The sequence below is a fragment of the Georgenia halophila genome (assembly GCF_039541595.1).
This window is the reverse complement of the sequence record NZ_BAABGN010000009.1, coordinates 152,143-168,207: the sequence shown is the minus strand read 5'-3', so window position 1 is coordinate 168,207 and position 16,065 is coordinate 152,143. Positions and strand designations below refer to the sequence as shown.

Genomic DNA, 16,065 nt, shown 5'->3' with positions numbered 1-16,065 from the left:
GCACTACCGCTCGAGACGTACGTCCGGACGCGCCGAGCCGCACCGATACTAGTATGCAACTAGTTAGGTCGGCTATCACCTGATACCGCCGTCGGCGGCCTCGGTCCTCACATCGTGTTGACGATGAGGCCGATGTGGGTGAAGAAGTTCATCACCCCGAACAGGCCGACGACCGTGCCTGAGACCGCCCAGGACCAGCCGGCGATGACGACGGGCGCCGCCTTGGTGCGGCCCGCCTCGACGGAGCGGACCGCGAACGGGAACGCGATGGCACCGACGCCGACCAGCGCGAGCAGGCCGGACATGAAGATCGCCTCGACCAGCGGCCACTGCGCGAACGCGCCGGAGATCGGTTCCTGCGGCGGTGCGGCGAACAGCTGGTACCGCACGCCGGCGATGGCGATCGCGATCAGCGCGCCGCCGAGGAAGGCGACGAAGATGCTGACCGGCCGTGCCACGCGTGCCAGGTGCTCGGCCACATTCGCTCCCACGAGGGCGTCGCTCCCCCGACGCCACAGGTACAGCGCCGCAGCCAGCAGCAGCACTCCGAAGCCGAGGCTGGTCTCGCCGAAGATGATGTTGTCGAACGGGAACCCGCCCGCTGCCAGCGGCCAGGTCAGCGTCATGTGCAGCCCCGTGGTCGTCAGGATCGTCCCCAGGACGCCGAAGTTCAGCGCCCAGCCGTCCGTGCTCACGCCGTCACGACGCCGCAGCACGTCCCGGAAGAACTGCACGAGGCCCAGCAGCCCCACGCCCGCCGCTACCGCCATGATCGTGTTGTACGTCGGCATGGATGCCCAGTCGATCGTCAAATCTGCTCTCCTCCTTCGGCCGGAGACGGTCCCGTCCCGGTCCTGTGGTGCGGGTTCGGTGCGACCCGCACGTCGTAACAAGACGCAAGTATGAATTATTCACTCGTATGGGTCCTGGCGCTCATCTAGACTCCCCGACCATGAGCACGAGGTCGGGAGCGGCGTCATCCGGCCCGCGACCCACCCGCCAGCGCCGAGCGGCCGAGAAGCAGGACGCCATGCGCGCGGCAGCCGCGCGCCTTCTCATCGACAAGGGACCGGAAGCCGTCACGCACCGTCGCGTGGCCGTCGAGGCCGGCGTGCCGATCGGCTCCGCCTCGTACTACTTCCCCGGCCGTGACGGCCTCTTCCAGGCCGCGGTGGAGGCCGCTGAGTCGCTGCGGGTGGCGACCGCGCGCGCCTACGCCGAACGGCTCACCCGTCGGTCCCGTTCGGCGCGGAAGACGGCGAGCCACCTCGTCGAGGCGCTGTACGCCCCCCACCTGGAACCCGACGTCGTCGCCACCCGCCTCGCGCCCATGCTGGAGGCGACGCGGAGTCGCGGCACCGCGCCGACCATGCGGGCCTCCTGGCCTCAGCTGCTCGACGTGTTCCGCACCGTGCTGGACAAGTCCGGCTACTCCGGTGTGGCGGATGAGGACGTCGTCCTGCTCAGGCTGACGGTCGACTCCGGTCTCCTCTACGCCACCACGGCCGGCGCCGAGGACGTGCTGGCCTATGCGGTCGACCAGGTCGCCCGGCTGCTCACCCGGGTCGTGCCGCGGGACGAACCATGAGCGCCGGACGCGAGCGCAGGTTCGACGACTGGGAACCGGTGACCCTCGGAGACAGCGGCACCGAGGTGCGCCGTAGCAAGGACGGGAACACCTACGTGAAGATCGCCCGGACGCCGACGCAGGCGGCCGAGCTCCGTGACGAGCGGGACCGCCTGGCCTGGCTCGCCACGACGGCCGAGGTCATCGCGGCCCGGGTTCTCGACTGGTTCGAGACGACGGAGGGCGGCAGCCTCGTCGCCTCGGCCGTACAGGGCGTGCCGGCGAGCAGCGTGCCGGTCGAGCGGGCGGACCGCGCCGCAAGCACCATCGTCGACTTCCTCGACGTCCTGCACGCGCTCCCGACGGCGGAGTGCCCGTTCGACCGGCGTCTGACCGCCACGCTCGCGCTGGCGCGGGAGAACCTCGACGCTGGTCGCGTCGACGAGGACGACTTCGACGACGAACGCCGCGGATGGTCGGCTCACGACGTGCTCGACACACTGCTCGAGGAGCGGGACCGCGCCGCACGACTCGAACCGGAGGACATGGCCGTGTGTCACGGCGACCTGTCCCTGCCGAACGTCGTCCTCGACCCGGTGACGCTCGTGGTGACCGGAATCGTCGATGTCGGACGGCTCGGCGTCGCCGACCGGCACCTCGACCTGGCGCTCCTGACCCGCTCCATGGCCGCCGTCGACCTCAATCCGTCCTACGGGCGGACCATCGCGGAAGCGGTGACTGAGCGGACCGAGGCCGACCCGTGGCGGCTCGGCTACTACCGCGCGCTCGACGAGATGTTCTGACTTCCGCCACCGCCCATCGTCGCCCGGTCAGGCCTTCGTGGGTCGGCCGAGCAGCACCATGCCCGGGGGAAACTGCCCCTCCACGACCTCCTGGACCTGCCTGCCGGCCTCGTCCTCGCCGCTCGCGTGCACTCGGAGCTCGCGCGTCGTCGGGCCGGGGTCCGTCTGTGCGGAGTCGTCGCCCGACTCGAGCTCGGGAGCGGCCCCCACCTCGGCCCGCACGCCGGCGGTCTGCAAGGCGTCCACCAGTGACGCCGCGTCGCGCTTCGCCGTGTCGAGGTCCGGGAACGTGACGGGAACGATGTAGATCTCCATGACACCCATGCTCCTCGCCCGGCTCGTCACAGCAACCGCGTCCACCCGGTGACGGCATCACGCCGGAGCTGCGAGCTCCATCAGCCGCTCGGGGTTGGGCACGGGCACGAAGCCGGCGCGGGCATAGACCTCGTGCGCGTCGTCGGTCGCCAGCATCACGCGCTTGAGTCCCAGCGGAGCCAGGTGCCGGACGATCTCCTCGGCGAGCCGTGTACCGATCCCCCTGCCCCGGTGGCCCCGATCGACATAGACGTCGCAGATCCACGCGACCGCCACCTCGTCGGTCACCACTCTCGCGTACGCCACCTGTCTCCCGTCGGCGGCGTAGGCGCCGAAGTTGAGCGAGTTCTCGGCGGCGCGCCGCACGGCGTCCGCCGTGCGCCCCATCGCCCAGTAGGCGTCAGTGGACAACCAGCGATGCACCCGGTCCAGATCGAGCCGATCCAACCCCGTGTGCACCTCGTACCCGTCGTTCAACGCCCCAACCTCCTGGTTCAACTCCGCCGGAGACCTCCGGATCCGCCGGAAACGTCCGAATCCTATGGTGAGGCCGCCGCACCGGTGCGCTCGTTGGTGGCACGCTGGTGAACATCGACACGAGAGGCGGTCGGGTGGACGAGACGAACGCCCGGAGACGGTCCGGTCTCCTTCCGGTGCGTGTGGGAATGGGCCAGATGCTCGTCGCGGCGGGACAGCCCGAGGCCAATCTCGAACGTGCGGCGACGATGGCGCGACGCGCCCGCGCCGACGACTGCGACATGCTCGTGCTGCCGGAGTGCCTGGACGTGGGCTGGACGAGCGGGACGACCGCTTCGCTGGCCACGCCGGTCCCTGGGCCGGTGTCGGACGAACTGGCCCGGATCGCTCGGGAGCACGGTCTCGTCCTCGCCGCCGGGATGACCGAACGCGCGGACGCGTCGGTCTACAACACCGCTCTGCTCTTCGGGCCGGACGGCCGCCTCCTCCTGCGGCACAGGAAGATCAACGAGGTCGCGTTCGCACGACGGATCTACGACCAGGGCACCACCCTGGGTGTCACCGACACCCCGGTCGGCGTCGTCGGCCTGAACATCTGCGCCGACAACCTGCCGGAGGCTCAGGAGCTGGGCCTGGCGCTCGCGACCATGGGCGCGGACATCCTGCTGTCCCCGTGCTCCTGGGCGGTCCGCCCGGAGTTCGACAACACGGTCACCCCCTACGGCGCCGACTGGGTGAGCTCCTATCGACGGATCGCCGGACGCACCGGCACGGCCCTCATCGGTGTGAGCAACGTCGGCCTCATCGACGGCGGAGACTGGGACGGCTGGCGGTGCATCGGAGCGTCGCTGGCGGTCGGTCCCGACGGCGCCGTCCTGGCACGCGGGTCGTTCGGCGAGCGGGCCGAGGAGCTGGTCGTCGTGGAGGTGTCTCGAGCCTGATCGGAATCCGACGGCGACCGCGGGGCGCTTGCCGGGCGATCGCCGGGATGGAACGCTGAGGCCCGCTCACACCGGTACGGACGGGGGGTCTCATGCGCTTCGTGGTCTACGGCGCCGGCGCCATCGGCGGAGTCGTCGCCGCCCGCCTGCACCAGCACGGTCACGACGTCACGGCCATCGCCCGCGGCCCGCACCTCGAGGCGATCACAACGGGCGGTCTGCGCTTGCAGGACCCGACCGGCGAGCAAAAGGTGCCGCTGCCCGCGGTCCCCCATCCCTCGGCGCTGGACTGGCATGGCGACGAGGTCGTGCTCCTGGCGGTCAAGAGCCAGCAGACGGCCCAGGTGCTGCGGGACCTCGGCGCCGTGGCCCCGAACGACGTCCCGGTGGTGTGCCTGCAGAACGGGATCGACAACGAGCGCCAGGCGCTGCGCCGGTTCCCGAACGTCTACGGCGTGATGGTCGGCCTCCCGGCCGTGCACCTTGAGCCCGGACTGGTTCAGGCGTACTCCTCCCCCGTGACCGGGATCCTCGACATCGGCCGCCGGCCCGACGGCACCGACGAGACCGCCCACGCCACCGCGGCCGCATTCACCAGCGCCGGCTTCGACTCGCGGGTCTTCGCCGACATCGGCCGCTGGAAGTGGCGCAAGCTCATCACCAACCTCGGAAACGCCATCGGCGCGGTCTGCGGGTCGGCGGCCCGCGGCAGCGGCCTCTACCGGCGCGCCGCCGCCGAGGCCGACGCCTGCCTGGCCGCGGCCGGCACCGATGTCGCGACGATCGAGGAGGACGAGGGCCGCCGTGCCGGCGTCCTGACGATGGGCGACGTCGCAGGCGCGTCGCACCCGGGCAGCTCGTCCTGGCAGTCACTGGCTCGCCACTCCGCCGAGATCGAGACGGACTACCTCAACGGCGAGATCGTCCTGCTCGGCCGCCTCCAGGGTGTGCCGACACCGGTCAACGCCGTCCTGCAGCGCCTCGCCAACGCCCTCGCGGCAAACGGTGGCGAGCCGGGATCGGTCGACGTGACGGAGGTCGAGCGGCTCATCGAGGAGGAGTCCGATGCCCGAGCTCCCATAGCCACCACGGCGACCGGTTCGGCATGATCGACACATGAGAGTCCTCGTCACCGGAGCGAGCGGCAAGCTGGGCCGCGTCGTCGTCGCCCACCTCGCCGAGCGCGGCTACGACGTCGTGGCGACCGACCGCACGCCGCCCCCGCCCGAGCTGCCCGGCAAGTTCGTGACCGCCGACCTGACGAACTTCGGTGAGGTGGTCGAGCTCCTCGCCGGCGTCGACGAGACCGGTCCCGTCGACGCGGTCGCACACCTGTCGGCCATCCCGGCACCCGGCCGGCACCCGAACGCCGCGACGTTCCAGAACAACGTCCCGAGCACGTACAACGTGTTCCGGGCGGCGCAGGTCACCGGGATCCGCAACGTCGTCTGGGCCTCCAGCGAGACGGTCCTCGGGCTACCCTTCGACGTCCCGCCGCCCTACGCGCCGGTGGACGAGCAGTACACGGTGCTGCCGCAGTCCACCTACTCGCTCGGCAAGGCCGTCGAGGAGGAGATGGCCCGTCACTTCACCAGGTGGGACCCCCAGCTGAAGCTGATCGGTCTGCGGTTCTCCAACGTCATGCGACCCGAGGACTACGCCGGCTTCTCCGACTTCCAGGCGGACCCGAGCGTGCGCCGGTGGAACCTGTGGGGTTACATCGACGCGCGCGACGGTGCGCAGGCCGTGCGTCTGGCGCTCGAGAGCGACCTGACCGGCTTCGAGCCCTTCATCATCGCCGCGGAGGACACCGTGATGGTTACCCCCTCGGCCGAGCTGCTGGCTGCCGCGTATCCGGACGTGCCGCGCAGCCGTGAGGTGACGGGCCGCGAGACGCTGCTGAGCATCGACAAGGCCCGCCGCCTTCTCGGTTACGCGCCGGAGCACCGCTGGCAACACCACGTCGGTCCCTGAACCGATCGGGGCCGCCGTGTCGGCTCACCAGTCCGGCCGCCCGTTCCGACGCACCCACAGCGCGCAGGGCTGGATGCGGCCGGCCGGCACGCCGCGGCATCCCGAGATGCTGTCGGGCCACAGGTCCAGCCCCGTCGCCGGGTCGTGGACCACGTCGACGGCCACGTCCCATCCCGAGACGAACAGCTCGCAGTCGCAGTACGCACCTGCCCTTCCTGCCCGCCGCTCCAGCTTGGTGGCCCGTGGTGCGCGCCGACGGCGCCACTCTCGCGTCCACCGCAACCGGCCGTCGCACCCGAACGCGACCACCATCCTGTTCACGTAGCACAGGACGCACTCCCGCCACGCGGGCGCGGTCAGCTCGTCCGACAGGCTGGCCAGCTCCAGCTCCAGCGTCCGGATCCCGTCGTCGACCGACATCGTTCTCTCCTCAGCTCTCGAATCGCCACGCCCGAACCAGTTCGAACGTCTGTGCGACAGTCTGGTCGAGAGGTCTGACACGGCGGCCGGCGAGCTGTGGACTCGCGGCGCGGACCGATGAGCTGCGCCGGACGGAACGCCGCTAGCCTGAGGCCGTGCCCCGCTCACGTCCGCGTCCTGTGGCCGCGCTGCTCTCCCTCCTCTGCGTGCTCGTGCTCACCGCGTGCGACGGCGACGAGCACGAGACGGACGAGACCCGAGCGATGGAGGACGAGCTGGGCCGGCTCGACGGCGTCGTCGAGGCCAGCGTCAGGTACTTCGACGAGGACGACGACTGGCTCTCCATCGACCTCGACCTCGGCAACGGGCGGCAGGCCGCCGCGGTCCCGCCACTGGCGCACGCCGTCCGGAGCTCGGTGGAGGCGTCGGACTACCGCGACAACGACCTGATCGCGACCATCGCGTGGACCGACGGTGAGCACGAGCGGGAGATGAACGCGTACGGCCCGGCCCGCACGCTGGGTGCGCTCTCCAACGAGGTCGCCGCGATGACGCTGCTCGAGCGGCACGACTTCGAGCGCGTCCTTCTCAACGTCTCGGACAACGCGACCTACGCCCGGTACGCACGCGAGATCGACATCACCGTCCCGGTGAACACGCCCGGCCGGGCGTTCGTCCGGCTCTACGACATCCTGCGCACCCAGCTGCCCGACCAGGGCCAGGAGACGAGGTTCTCGCTGGCGTACGACGACTGGGAGACCGAGCCCGGCCATCGGCGCCGGTTCGTGGCGCTGTCGAGCGCCGCTCCCGAGCTCGTCGACCGTGCGGACGCCCTGCTCCGCTCGCCGGTGCCCGAGGGCTGGCGCGGGGGCACGGACCTCGGCGTGTCGGTCGACGGCGTCGGTACCGCGCCTCAGGACCAGTACCTCTCGTTGCGGATGGCTCTCGAGCCGACCGAGCTGCGGGACGCCGACGCGCGAACGCTCGAGGACCGGGCCGACGACGCAGCGATCATGGAGCCGGCGCACCACCTGGCGGAGACGATGGCTACGCCTGTCGGCCGGGCCATGTACGACCTCACGGTGGCGAACGACGCCGGTTACGTCGAGGTCGCCGCCTTCTACTCCGCCAACTGTGCGCAGGCCTGGGCCGACGACAGCGGACGCTCACGCGCCGTCTGGAAGACGTGGGTCGTGGCCGGCGGGGAGCCGGAGGACGGCGCCACGGCGACGCACTGCCCGGACGCATGAGTCGGTCCCCGCCGATCGGCGGGGACCGGATCGCTGCGCGGGTGGGACCTCAGCCGGCGTTGCGGGCGGCGCGGCGGCGTGCGAGCTCGTCCTCGACGGCAGGCTCGCCGTTTTGCTCGATCCGCTCGGTCGGCAGCTGCGCCAGGTCGCCCTCGACCTCTCGCCACACGCGGCCGACGGCAATCCCGAAGACGCCCTGCCCGCCCTGGACGAGGTCGATGACCTCGTCGGCGGAGGTGCACTCGTACACCGAGGCGCCGTCACTCATGAGCGTGATCTGGGCGAGATCCTCCACTCCCCGCTCGTGCAGCGATGTGATCGCCGTACGAATCTGCTGGAGCGAGACGCCCGTGTCGAGCAGGCGCTTGACCACCTTGAGGACGAGGATGTCGCGGAAGCTGTACAGGCGCTGGCTGCCGGAGCCGGAGGCCGTACGGATGCTCGGCTCGACTAGCCCGGTGCGGGCCCAGTAGTCGAGCTGGCGGTACGTGATCCCGGCGGCGCCGCACGCCGTGGGGCCGCGGTAGCCGGTGTCCTGGTCAAGATCGGGCAGGGTGTCGCCGAAGAGCATCCCCTGGGCCCGCTGGGGCACGCCCGGGGCCGCACCCGCCGTCGCATCAGTGCCGCTCACAGGGAACTCCTACTCTCGGTGCCTCGCCATGTCCGTGCCCGCCACTAGCCATCTTCCAGGATACTCGCGCTCGTCGTGCCGCGTCCCATCCTCCGGCTCGTCGATGGACGTTCACAACGTATGGCCGACCCCCCTCCGGGTCAACGAGGCGCACCGTTCGACGGTCGGCGTGTTGCTCCGGCGTGTCTCAGTCTCGACCTGAGGTCAAGACTTCCCCCCTCAGCGTTGGTCGTCGGGTCCCTCCTCGGGCGTGCCCAGTCCGGGCTCATCGTCCGTCGGACCGCCCGGCCCGTCCTCGGCCGGCGGCTCGTCGGTGGCGAAGTCCTCCGGCTCGACGCCCTCGAGGAAGGCGCGGAACTCCTCCATGACCGCCGCACCCGTCTCCCCCGCCGGCAGGGCCTGCGCCTCCTCCTGCTCCAGGCCCGCCTCCTCGACGGGTACTCCGGCGACGGAGAGGAGGTCCTCGTCACACAGCACGGCGCACTTCGAGCGGAGCGCGACGGCGATCGCGTCCGACGGGCGCGCGTCGACCACCTGTCCCCCGCTGAGCACCAGCTCGGCGTGGAAGATCCCGTCGATCACCTGGGTCACACGGACCTCGGTCACCGCTGCGCCCAGATGCTCGAGCACGGACACGAGCAGGTCGTGGGTCAGCGGCCGGGGCGGGACGAGACCGGCCTGCGCCGACGCAATCGCCGCACCCTCCCGCGGACCGATGACGATCGGCAGCACGCGGGAGCCTCCCGGTTCGCCGAGGACGACGACGACCTCGTTCCCCGGGACGGACACCCTCACTCCGAGGACCACCATCTCGCGCATGCGGCAACCGTACGTCCCGCTCCTGGTAGACGCGCCCGGAAATCGCGGTTCGCGTCACGCCAGCGCCGCCACCGCCGCGTGCGCGGCCGGTGATCAACCGAGCTCGTCGACGGCGGAGCGCAGCAGCTCGGCATGCAGCCGGGCGTACAGCTCGGCGAGCTCGGCGGCCTGTGCGGCGCCGCGCTCACGCGCCGCTCCCGAGCGCTGGGCCCGCGTCGGCGCGACCACCTGGTCGATCGTGTCTGCCTCGCGCTCGGCGCTGGTCCGGACCCGGCGCAGGTGCCGTGCCGAGACGCCGTGCCGCTCGAGCGCCATGGCTGCCTGGACCACCTGCACAGAACGGCCGGGGAACCGGCCACGCGTGTCCGCCAGCACGAGACCGGCGCGCGCCATGTCGTCGAGCTCGTTCTCCGTGCAGCCGGTCAGCTCGCAGATCTCCTTCGCGCTCACTCGGGCGCCGGTGGCGGGGCGCACGAGCTCACCGTCGCGGGTCACCACGCGGGCGTGCGAGGTCGGCTCGATCTCGCGACCGGCATCAAGGTCTTCGAGCTGTTCGCGGATCACTCGCAGCGGCAGGTAGCTGTCGCGCTGCGCGGTGAGGGCGTAGCGGATCCGCTCCGCATCGGCTCGCGAGTACATCCGGTAGCCGGAGCCCGTGCGTCGCGGCGAGACGAGGCCCTGCTCCTCGAGGAAGCGGAGCTTGGAGATCGTGACCGCAGGAAACTCGGGCTTGAGCACAGCGAGCACCGCCCCGATGCTCATCGAGGGGTCGTGCGAGACCTCCTGGGGCCAGCTGAGCGCCTCGTCCCGCCCCCGCTGGGCCTGTTCGGACATGCGCTCTGAGCGGTTCGCGTCCCCCTCGAGGGGTCGGCGTCGTGCGGCGGTGCTCACCGCTGATCGGTACCTGCCGGACCCGCCGAACCGCGGTTCGGACTCGGGTGGTAGGTGAGGCGATACTTGCCGATCTGCACCTCGTCGCCGGCCCTGAGCACAGCGGTGTCGATCCGTTCGCGGTTGACGTAGGTGCCGTTGAGGCTGCCGACGTCACGCACGCTGTAGCCACCCTCCTCGGCGAGGAACTCCGCATGCTTGCGTGAGACGGTGACGTCGTCGAGAAAGATGTCCGCGCCCGGGTGGCGTCCGGCCGTGGTGCGCTCGGCGTCGAGCAGGAACCGCGCACCCGCGTTGGGCCCGCGCTGGACGATGAGCAGCGCGGACGAGGTCGGCAGCGCCTCGATGGCGGCCACGTCGTCGGGGCCGAGGCCCTGGTGGAGGAGCTCGGCCTCGAGGTCCGCACCGATAGCCCCGAAGCGCGCGGTGGTGGTCGGTTCGGGGCGTTCGCCCTGTTCCCCGGCGCGGTCCGGCGGCTGCGTCGTCATGGGCCATCCTCCTGGGTGTTCGTGGTCCGGGCGTCGGCCGTCGTGACCAACAATAGAGGCAGCAGGCGCCCGGTGGGTGAGGCGACCGCCGCAACCGGGCCACGGGCGTCCAGGGTGGTCACCCCTCGCCGTCGGACTCTACCGGTGTGGCGACCTCTGCGGGATCGATGTCACGCACCGCCGTGATCTCGACGTCCTCCGCCTCGGTCAGCGAGGCGCTGGCGCCGGCGTTGCGGATCGACGCGAGCGCGCCGCCCGGGATGTTGAGGGCCACGGCCAGGGCGTGGGGCTCGCCGACCGCTGTCCACCGGTAGGGCGGGTCGATGCTCTCCCCGTCGACGACGACCCCGCCGTCGGGGTCGTCCAGGATCCAGCTGTCGGCCGCGAGGCGCTGGCCGGACAGCTCGATCGCCTCGGCGCCCGCGTTGCGGAGCTCCTCCACGACCGTGACGAGTACCTGCGCCTGCACGTCGTGCCCGGGGTCGGAGATGGTCAGCGTGATCCCCGGCCCGTGCACCGGGACGGTGCCGGCCAGGACACCGCGGGTGACGGCACGCAGCTCTGCCGCCTCCTGCGCGGCCTCCCGGGACGTCGCCGACGAGCGCAGGGCCGCCAGATCCTGCTGGAGCTGCTCCTGCTCGGCCTCCAGCTGTTCGTTGCGCCGGGTCAGCTCGTCGAGCAGGCGGACGAGGTCGTCCTGGCGCATCCCGGTCATGGCGTCCCCCTGGGTCTGGCGCACCTGCGCGACGACGGCGAACCCGAGCCCGACGCACAGCAGCGCGACGATCACGTGGGTCACGGAGACGCGTGCGACGACGAGAGACCTGAGCACGCGGCGGGAGCGGGCGGTCCGGTCAGCTCCTTCCGGGCGCTCCGAGCCCGGGCGCGCGCCCTTCGAGGACGTGGTTCCGTCGTCGTCCGTCATGGCTGTCTCACGCCCGGAAGATGTGGCGCCGGATCGCGGCCGCGTTCGAGAAGATCCGGATGCCCAGGACCACGATGACGGCCGTGCTCAGCTGCGTCCCCACGCCGAGCTGGTCACCGAGGAAGACGATGAACGCGGCGATGACGACGTTGAAGATGAACGAGACGACGAAGACACGGTCGTCGAACATGCCGTCGAGGCGGGCGCGCAGACCGCCGAACAGGGCGTCGAGCGCGGCGACGACGGCGATGGGCAGGTACGGCTGGACCAGTGCCGGAACGGTGGGGTCCAGCATCACGCCGGCGATGATCCCGACCGCCAGGCCGAGGACTGCGAGCACCTACCGCACCTCCCCGCCCACAGCGTCGTTCGCGTCCGCGGACTGATGCGCCGAGGGTCGCACACCGGATCGCGCGGACGCCACGTCTTCTCCCTCGAGCGGTTCGGCGAGCCGGGGATCGCTCCCGGACAGGGCAGCCATCTCGAGCTCCTCCACCGCCTCGATCTCGACGGTGATGTTGTACGTGCTCTGCAGGACACTCAGGTGGCTGGAGGCGGGGCTCCGGGCCAGGCCGGTCTGCAGCTCCGACGGATCGCCGATGACCTCCACCTCGTACGGCGACATCACGGGGTAGAGGTTGATGAGGATGGCCTGGCCCGCTCGTCGGATCGCCGTGGTGGAACCGAGACGGCGGTCGTTGACGGCGATGGCCTCGGCGCCGGACGCCCACAACGAGTTGACGAGCACCTGGAGGTCGACGTCGGTGACCCGCTCCTCCTCCGTGTTCGGCAGACCCTGCTGCGCCGCCGGCGAGTCCGTCAGCCGGACCACGATCCCGCTCCCGGAGACGGCGACCGTCCCCGAGGGGACGGCGAGCCGCTTCAGCTCGGCCGCGAGGTCGTCGTCCACGAGCGCGAGCCCGGCCCGCTCGATCGCCGCCATCTGGGCGGCGTACCGCGCGTTCTCCGCCGCCAGCTCGTTGCCCTCGGTGGTGCGCTCCCGGATCTGCTCCACGAGCAACGAACGCGCGGGCACCGAGCCGTCCTGCGGGGCACGCAGCTCCTCCGCCGCCCAGACGAGACCCATGCCGATGGCGATGCTCACGACGACGACCAGCGCCTTGTGCCACCACGGGACGCGGCGTGGCGGGCCCGCCGGGCGGTGCTCGGCGACACTGCGGTAGCCGCCGTCGAGCGGGTTCTCGAGGAGGTTCCGTAGCAGCGACATGGACGCGTCGGGCCGTGTCCCGGCCGGCGGGCGGGTGGACGTGCTGCTGGTGCCGGGCTCGTCGGGCCCGGTCACGCGCGCGCCGTTCGCACGATCCGTACCACCTGCTCGACGTAGAGGAACGCCGCGAACCAGTACAGGCCGACGCCCCAGAGCGCCGAGGCCCAGCCGAACGTCCACGCCAGCGTCCCGACGGTGCCCGGCACGCCGGCGAGGAGCAGTAGCGGGAAGGCGTACATCAGGGCGAACGTCCCGGCCTTGCCCGCCAGGTGCACGGGTAGCGGCCCGTAGCCGTGCCGCCGCAGCGGCGGCAGCAAGCAGGCGAGGACGACGTCGCGGCCGACGATGACGAGCACCAGCCACCACGGCACGAAGTCTCGCCAGGCCAGGCCGACGAGGGTGACGAGGATGTAGAGGCGGTCGGCCGCCGGGTCGAGCAGCTGGCCGAGCATGGAGGTCTGGTGGAACAGCCTGGCGATGACGCCGTCGAGCCAGTCGGAGAAGCCGGCGACGACGAGCACCACCAGTGCGGCGACGTCCTCCTCCGCGAACAGCAGCGCACCGAAGACCGGCACCAGGAGCAGGCGCAGGAAGGAGATGACGTTCGGGACCGTCCAGACGCGCTCGACGGCGAGGTCCTGGTCCGTCCGGGAGGTGTCGGTGCCCACCGCACCAGCGTAGATGGCCAACCGATGGGTCGGCGGGCCCTCGCCGTGGTGCCAGCCATAGACTCGCGGCCATGACTTCTATGCGATTCGGACTCTTCATCCCGCAGGGCTGGCGTTTCGACCTCGTCGGCATCGACGACTCACAGCACTGGGCCACCATGTCCTCGCTGGCCCGTCGCGCCGACGCGGGTGAGCTGTGGGAGTCGCTCTGGGTCTACGACCACTTCCACACCACCCCCAAGCCGTCCGAGGAGGCGACCCACGAGGCGTGGTCCCTGATGGCCGGTCTCGCGGCCGCGACCGACCGCATCCGTCTCGGCCAGATGTGCACGTGCATGGCCTACCGCAACCCGATGTACCTGGCGAAGATGGCGGCCACCATCGACCACATCAGCGGCGGCCGGCTCGAGATGGGTATCGGCGGCGGCTGGTACGAGCACGAGTGGCGCGCCTACGGTTACGGCTTCCCGCGCGCCGGCGTCCGGCTGAAGATGCTCGAGGAGGGCGTGCAGATCTTCGAGCAGGCCTGGACCAAGGGCGTCGCCACGCTCGACGGCGAGCACTACCAGGTCGACGGCGCGATCTGCCGCCCACTGCCCCTGCAGCCCGGCGGGGTTCCGCTGTGGATCGCCGGCGGCGGCGAGAAGGTCACCCTACGGATCGCGGCCGAGCACGGCAGGTACACGAACTTCGACGGCACGCCGGAGGGTTTCGCGCACAAGAGTGAGGTCCTGCGTGAGCACTGCAAGAACGTGGGCACCGACTTCGACCAGATCACCCGGTCCTCGAACTACAACGTCATGATCGGCGCCACGGAGGCGGAGGTCGAGGAGCGCCAGCGCGAGCACGCGGCGCGGCTCAACCCCTACCTGACCTCCGACGAGCTCGACAAGCAGGTGGCCGGCTACCGCGGCATGCCCGCGCACGGCACCCCCGAGCAGGTCGTGGAGAAGCTCAGCGCCGTCAAGGACCTGGGCATGAGTTACGGCATCTTCTACTTCGCCGACACGGCCTACTCCACCGAGCAGATCGAGCTCTTCGAGCGCGAGGTCATGCCGGCGCTGGTCTGACGGGCGCTCGCGGTGCGCGACCACGCACCGCGACCACGCTCCGCGAGGGCTACACGCGCGACCGAGGGCTACAGGCGCACCAGTAGCCCGCGTCGTTGCGAGTAGCCCTCGCTCGTTCAGCCGGCGGCCGCCGCCCTGGCCGCCGCGACGGCGAGCTCGTCGGCGCGCTCGTTGTGCACGTCTCCCGCGTGCCCGCGCACCCACTCGAAGTCCGTCCGACCTCGCCGGGACTCGGCGAGCTCGAGGATCTCCTTGACCAGCTCGAGGTTCTCCGGCGCCTTCCCGTCGCCCTTGCGCCACCCACGTCGGCGCCAGCCCGGCGCCCACTTCGTCACCACGTTGATGACGTACTGGGAGTCCGCCCGCACCAGCAGGTCACCGTCGGGGCCCACGTGCCGCAGTGCCTCGCGCAGCGCGATGAGCTCGCCGATGTTGTTGGTGCCGTGCGCCAGTCCGCCGGCGCCCGACTCCCCCGTCGCCTGGTCCACCCAGGCCCATCCCGTCGGCCCGGGGTTGCCCAGTGCGGACCCGTCGGTCGCGATGACGGTGGCGTACCCGTCCGTCGGCCGCGGGGGCGCGTCCTGGCGTCCGGACGGCGCGCCGCCGGACGACGTCGCAGTTTCCGCAGCGACCGGCTCGAGCCCGCGGGACGTCAGCAGCTCGGTCACCCGCTCGGTGTGCCAGACGTAGAACGGCGTGCCGTCCTTGAGGGCACGCTCGGTCGCCAGGTCCGCGGACAGGGCCCGTTCGGTGGCGCGCGGCCCGTCCTTGAGCCCGAGCTCGGTCAGATACGCGCCGACCTCGCGGGCGGTGAGTCCGAACTGCTTCCCGAGCTCGGTCTGGGTGGACCAGGCCTTCTGGGTCTTCGCTGCCACGCGTGCCTCTCCTCGTGCTTCCGGCGACCGTCAACATTAACCGGCGCGGGCAGGCGCACGGCACGGCCCACGTCCATGGACGGCACGGCTGACCGTCCATGCCACCGCTCACCGCGCGAGAACGGACATGCCGCCCTAGCGTGAGATCCGACCAGGGAGGACACCGTGACAGACGCCATCCACCGTGCCGCCGGCGGTCCGCCGCTCTCGCGAGGTCGGCACGAGACGGACGACGAGCGTGCCGACCGCAACTGGGTCGAGCTCCTCCAGGAGCTACGTGTGACCCAGACCGGGGTGCAGCTCCTCACCGGCTTCCTGCTGACGTTGCCGTTCCAGCGACGGTTCACCGAGCTCGACACGGTGCAGGTGGGGATCTACCTGACCCTCGTACTCCTGGCCGCGCTCACCACGATGTTCGTCATCGCGCCGGTCAGCATGCACCGGGTGCTGTTCCAACGGCGGCTGAAGACCGAGACCGTCCGTGCCGGGCACCGGGTCGCCACCGTGGGCCTCGCGTCCCTCGGCCTGGTGGTCGTGGGCACGGTCCTGCTCATCTTCGACGTCGTCGTCGGCCGCACGACGAGCATCGCCGTAGCCGGCGGCGTGCTCGCCGTGGTCGCCGTCGGGTGGCTGGTCGTGCCGCTCGTGTTCGGCTCACGTGCCCAGCGGCGGCAACGCGATCACGACGAGGCCGAGGACGGCGACCGGTAACGTCCGGGGTCC

At 71.2% G+C, this 16,065-nt stretch carries 21 protein-coding genes; 8 read left to right on the top strand and 13 right to left on the bottom strand.

Translation table 11 applies throughout. The features are described 5' to 3' along the window. Nucleotides 1-107: 107 nt before the first annotated feature. Nucleotides 108-812, bottom strand: a complete 705-nt coding sequence (locus tag ABD907_RS11095) for a DUF981 family protein (RefSeq protein ID WP_345216320.1) — start codon at nt 810-812, stop codon at nt 108-110. Between the two features lie 140 nt (nt 813-952). On the opposite strand from ABD907_RS11095, the gene ABD907_RS11090 reads away from it, so the two are divergent. Beyond that, complete coding sequence (locus ABD907_RS11090) at nt 953-1,588, top strand: TetR/AcrR family transcriptional regulator (protein ID WP_345216319.1); 636 nt, start codon at nt 953-955, stop codon at nt 1,586-1,588. Continuing rightward, complete coding sequence (locus ABD907_RS11085) at nt 1,585-2,370, top strand: aminoglycoside 3'-phosphotransferase (protein ID WP_345216318.1); 786 nt, start codon at nt 1,585-1,587, stop codon at nt 2,368-2,370. Before ABD907_RS11090 ends, ABD907_RS11085 begins: the two co-directional genes overlap by 4 nt. A gap of 27 nt (nt 2,371-2,397) precedes the next feature. Here ABD907_RS11085 and ABD907_RS11080 read toward each other — a convergent pair whose 3' ends face one another. Next, nucleotides 2,398-2,685: a hypothetical protein gene (locus ABD907_RS11080; protein WP_345216317.1), complete on the bottom strand. Its 288-nt coding sequence runs from the start codon at nt 2,683-2,685 to the stop codon at nt 2,398-2,400. A 57-nt stretch (nt 2,686-2,742) separates the two neighbouring features. Further along, nucleotides 2,743-3,162 carry a GNAT family N-acetyltransferase gene (locus ABD907_RS11075; RefSeq protein WP_345216316.1) on the bottom strand — a complete coding sequence of 140 codons (420 nt, stop codon included), beginning with the start codon at nt 3,160-3,162 and terminating at the stop codon, nt 2,743-2,745. A 134-nt stretch (nt 3,163-3,296) separates the two neighbouring features. Here ABD907_RS11075 and ABD907_RS11070 point away from each other — a divergent pair, with 134 nt between their 5' ends. The 3 genes from ABD907_RS11070 (at nt 3,297) to ABD907_RS11060 (ending at nt 6,077) form a co-directional block, all read left to right on the top strand. Continuing rightward, entirely contained in the window at nt 3,297-4,103 is an 807-nt protein-coding gene (locus tag ABD907_RS11070; protein WP_345216315.1) for a carbon-nitrogen hydrolase family protein, read from the top strand. A gap of 92 nt (nt 4,104-4,195) precedes the next feature. Next, the gene (locus ABD907_RS11065) at nt 4,196-5,212 is read left to right on the top strand and encodes a ketopantoate reductase family protein (RefSeq protein ID WP_345216314.1); all 1,017 of its coding nucleotides are present in this window, start codon (nt 4,196-4,198) and stop codon (nt 5,210-5,212) included. 7 nt (nt 5,213-5,219) lie between these two features. Continuing rightward, a complete protein-coding gene (locus ABD907_RS11060; RefSeq protein WP_345216313.1) occupies nt 5,220-6,077 on the top strand; it encodes an NAD-dependent epimerase/dehydratase family protein in 858 nt (285 codons plus the stop codon). Between the two features lie 24 nt (nt 6,078-6,101). Here the strand turns inward: ABD907_RS11060 and ABD907_RS11055 are convergent, their stop codons facing one another. Next, on the bottom strand, nt 6,102-6,497 hold the full coding sequence (locus tag ABD907_RS11055; protein WP_345216312.1) for a DUF2695 domain-containing protein: 396 nt from the start codon (nt 6,495-6,497) through the stop codon (nt 6,102-6,104). A gap of 155 nt (nt 6,498-6,652) precedes the next feature. Here ABD907_RS11055 and ABD907_RS11050 point away from each other — a divergent pair, with 155 nt between their 5' ends. Further along, nucleotides 6,653-7,747, top strand: a complete 1,095-nt coding sequence (locus tag ABD907_RS11050; RefSeq protein ID WP_345216311.1) for a hypothetical protein — start codon at nt 6,653-6,655, stop codon at nt 7,745-7,747. A 49-nt stretch (nt 7,748-7,796) separates the two neighbouring features. Here ABD907_RS11050 and ABD907_RS11045 read toward each other — a convergent pair whose 3' ends face one another. The 8 genes from ABD907_RS11045 to clsA all read right to left on the bottom strand — a co-directional run bounded on the left by ABD907_RS11045 (nt 7,797) and on the right by clsA (nt 13,397). Continuing rightward, nucleotides 7,797-8,318 (bottom strand): MerR family transcriptional regulator, encoded by a 522-nt coding sequence (locus ABD907_RS11045; protein WP_345216397.1) that lies wholly within the window; start codon nt 8,316-8,318, stop codon nt 7,797-7,799. Nucleotides 8,319-8,597: 279 nt separating this feature from the next. Then, complete coding sequence (locus ABD907_RS11040; RefSeq protein WP_345216310.1) at nt 8,598-9,197, bottom strand: bifunctional nuclease family protein; 600 nt, start codon at nt 9,195-9,197, stop codon at nt 8,598-8,600. 93 nt (nt 9,198-9,290) lie between these two features. Beyond that, nucleotides 9,291-10,088, bottom strand: coding sequence for a transcriptional regulator FtsR (ftsR, locus tag ABD907_RS11035; protein ID WP_345216309.1), 798 nt, complete (start codon nt 10,086-10,088; stop codon nt 9,291-9,293). Continuing rightward, the gene (locus tag ABD907_RS11030; protein WP_345216308.1) at nt 10,085-10,576 is read right to left on the bottom strand and encodes an FHA domain-containing protein; all 492 of its coding nucleotides are present in this window, start codon (nt 10,574-10,576) and stop codon (nt 10,085-10,087) included. The genes ftsR and ABD907_RS11030 overlap by 4 nt, the downstream gene beginning before the upstream one ends. A 118-nt stretch (nt 10,577-10,694) precedes the next feature. After that, the gene (locus ABD907_RS11025; protein WP_345216307.1) at nt 10,695-11,501 is read right to left on the bottom strand and encodes a DUF881 domain-containing protein; all 807 of its coding nucleotides are present in this window, start codon (nt 11,499-11,501) and stop codon (nt 10,695-10,697) included. Between the two features lie 7 nt (nt 11,502-11,508). After that, nucleotides 11,509-11,841 (bottom strand): small basic family protein, encoded by a 333-nt coding sequence (locus ABD907_RS11020; protein WP_345216306.1) that lies wholly within the window; start codon nt 11,839-11,841, stop codon nt 11,509-11,511. Further along, nucleotides 11,842-12,804 (bottom strand): DUF881 domain-containing protein, encoded by a 963-nt coding sequence (locus tag ABD907_RS11015; RefSeq protein ID WP_345216305.1) that lies wholly within the window; start codon nt 12,802-12,804, stop codon nt 11,842-11,844. It lies immediately after the preceding gene. Then, nucleotides 12,801-13,397 carry a cardiolipin synthase ClsA gene (gene clsA / locus ABD907_RS11010; RefSeq protein WP_345216304.1) on the bottom strand — a complete coding sequence of 199 codons (597 nt, stop codon included), beginning with the start codon at nt 13,395-13,397 and terminating at the stop codon, nt 12,801-12,803. Before clsA ends, ABD907_RS11015 begins: the two co-directional genes overlap by 4 nt. An 80-nt stretch (nt 13,398-13,477) precedes the next feature. Here clsA and ABD907_RS11005 point away from each other — a divergent pair, with 80 nt between their 5' ends. Next, nucleotides 13,478-14,467: an LLM class F420-dependent oxidoreductase gene (locus ABD907_RS11005; RefSeq protein ID WP_345216396.1), complete on the top strand. Its 990-nt coding sequence runs from the start codon at nt 13,478-13,480 to the stop codon at nt 14,465-14,467. A gap of 116 nt (nt 14,468-14,583) precedes the next feature. On the opposite strand, the gene ABD907_RS11000 is transcribed toward ABD907_RS11005, so the two are convergent. Then, nucleotides 14,584-15,342 carry a ribonuclease H family protein gene (locus ABD907_RS11000; RefSeq protein ID WP_345216303.1) on the bottom strand — a complete coding sequence of 253 codons (759 nt, stop codon included), beginning with the start codon at nt 15,340-15,342 and terminating at the stop codon, nt 14,584-14,586. Nucleotides 15,343-15,507: 165 nt separating this feature from the next. On the opposite strand from ABD907_RS11000, the gene ABD907_RS10995 reads away from it, so the two are divergent. Beyond that, entirely contained in the window at nt 15,508-16,053 is a 546-nt protein-coding gene (locus tag ABD907_RS10995; protein WP_345216302.1) for a DUF6328 family protein, read from the top strand. Nucleotides 16,054-16,065: the final 12 nt, after the last annotated feature.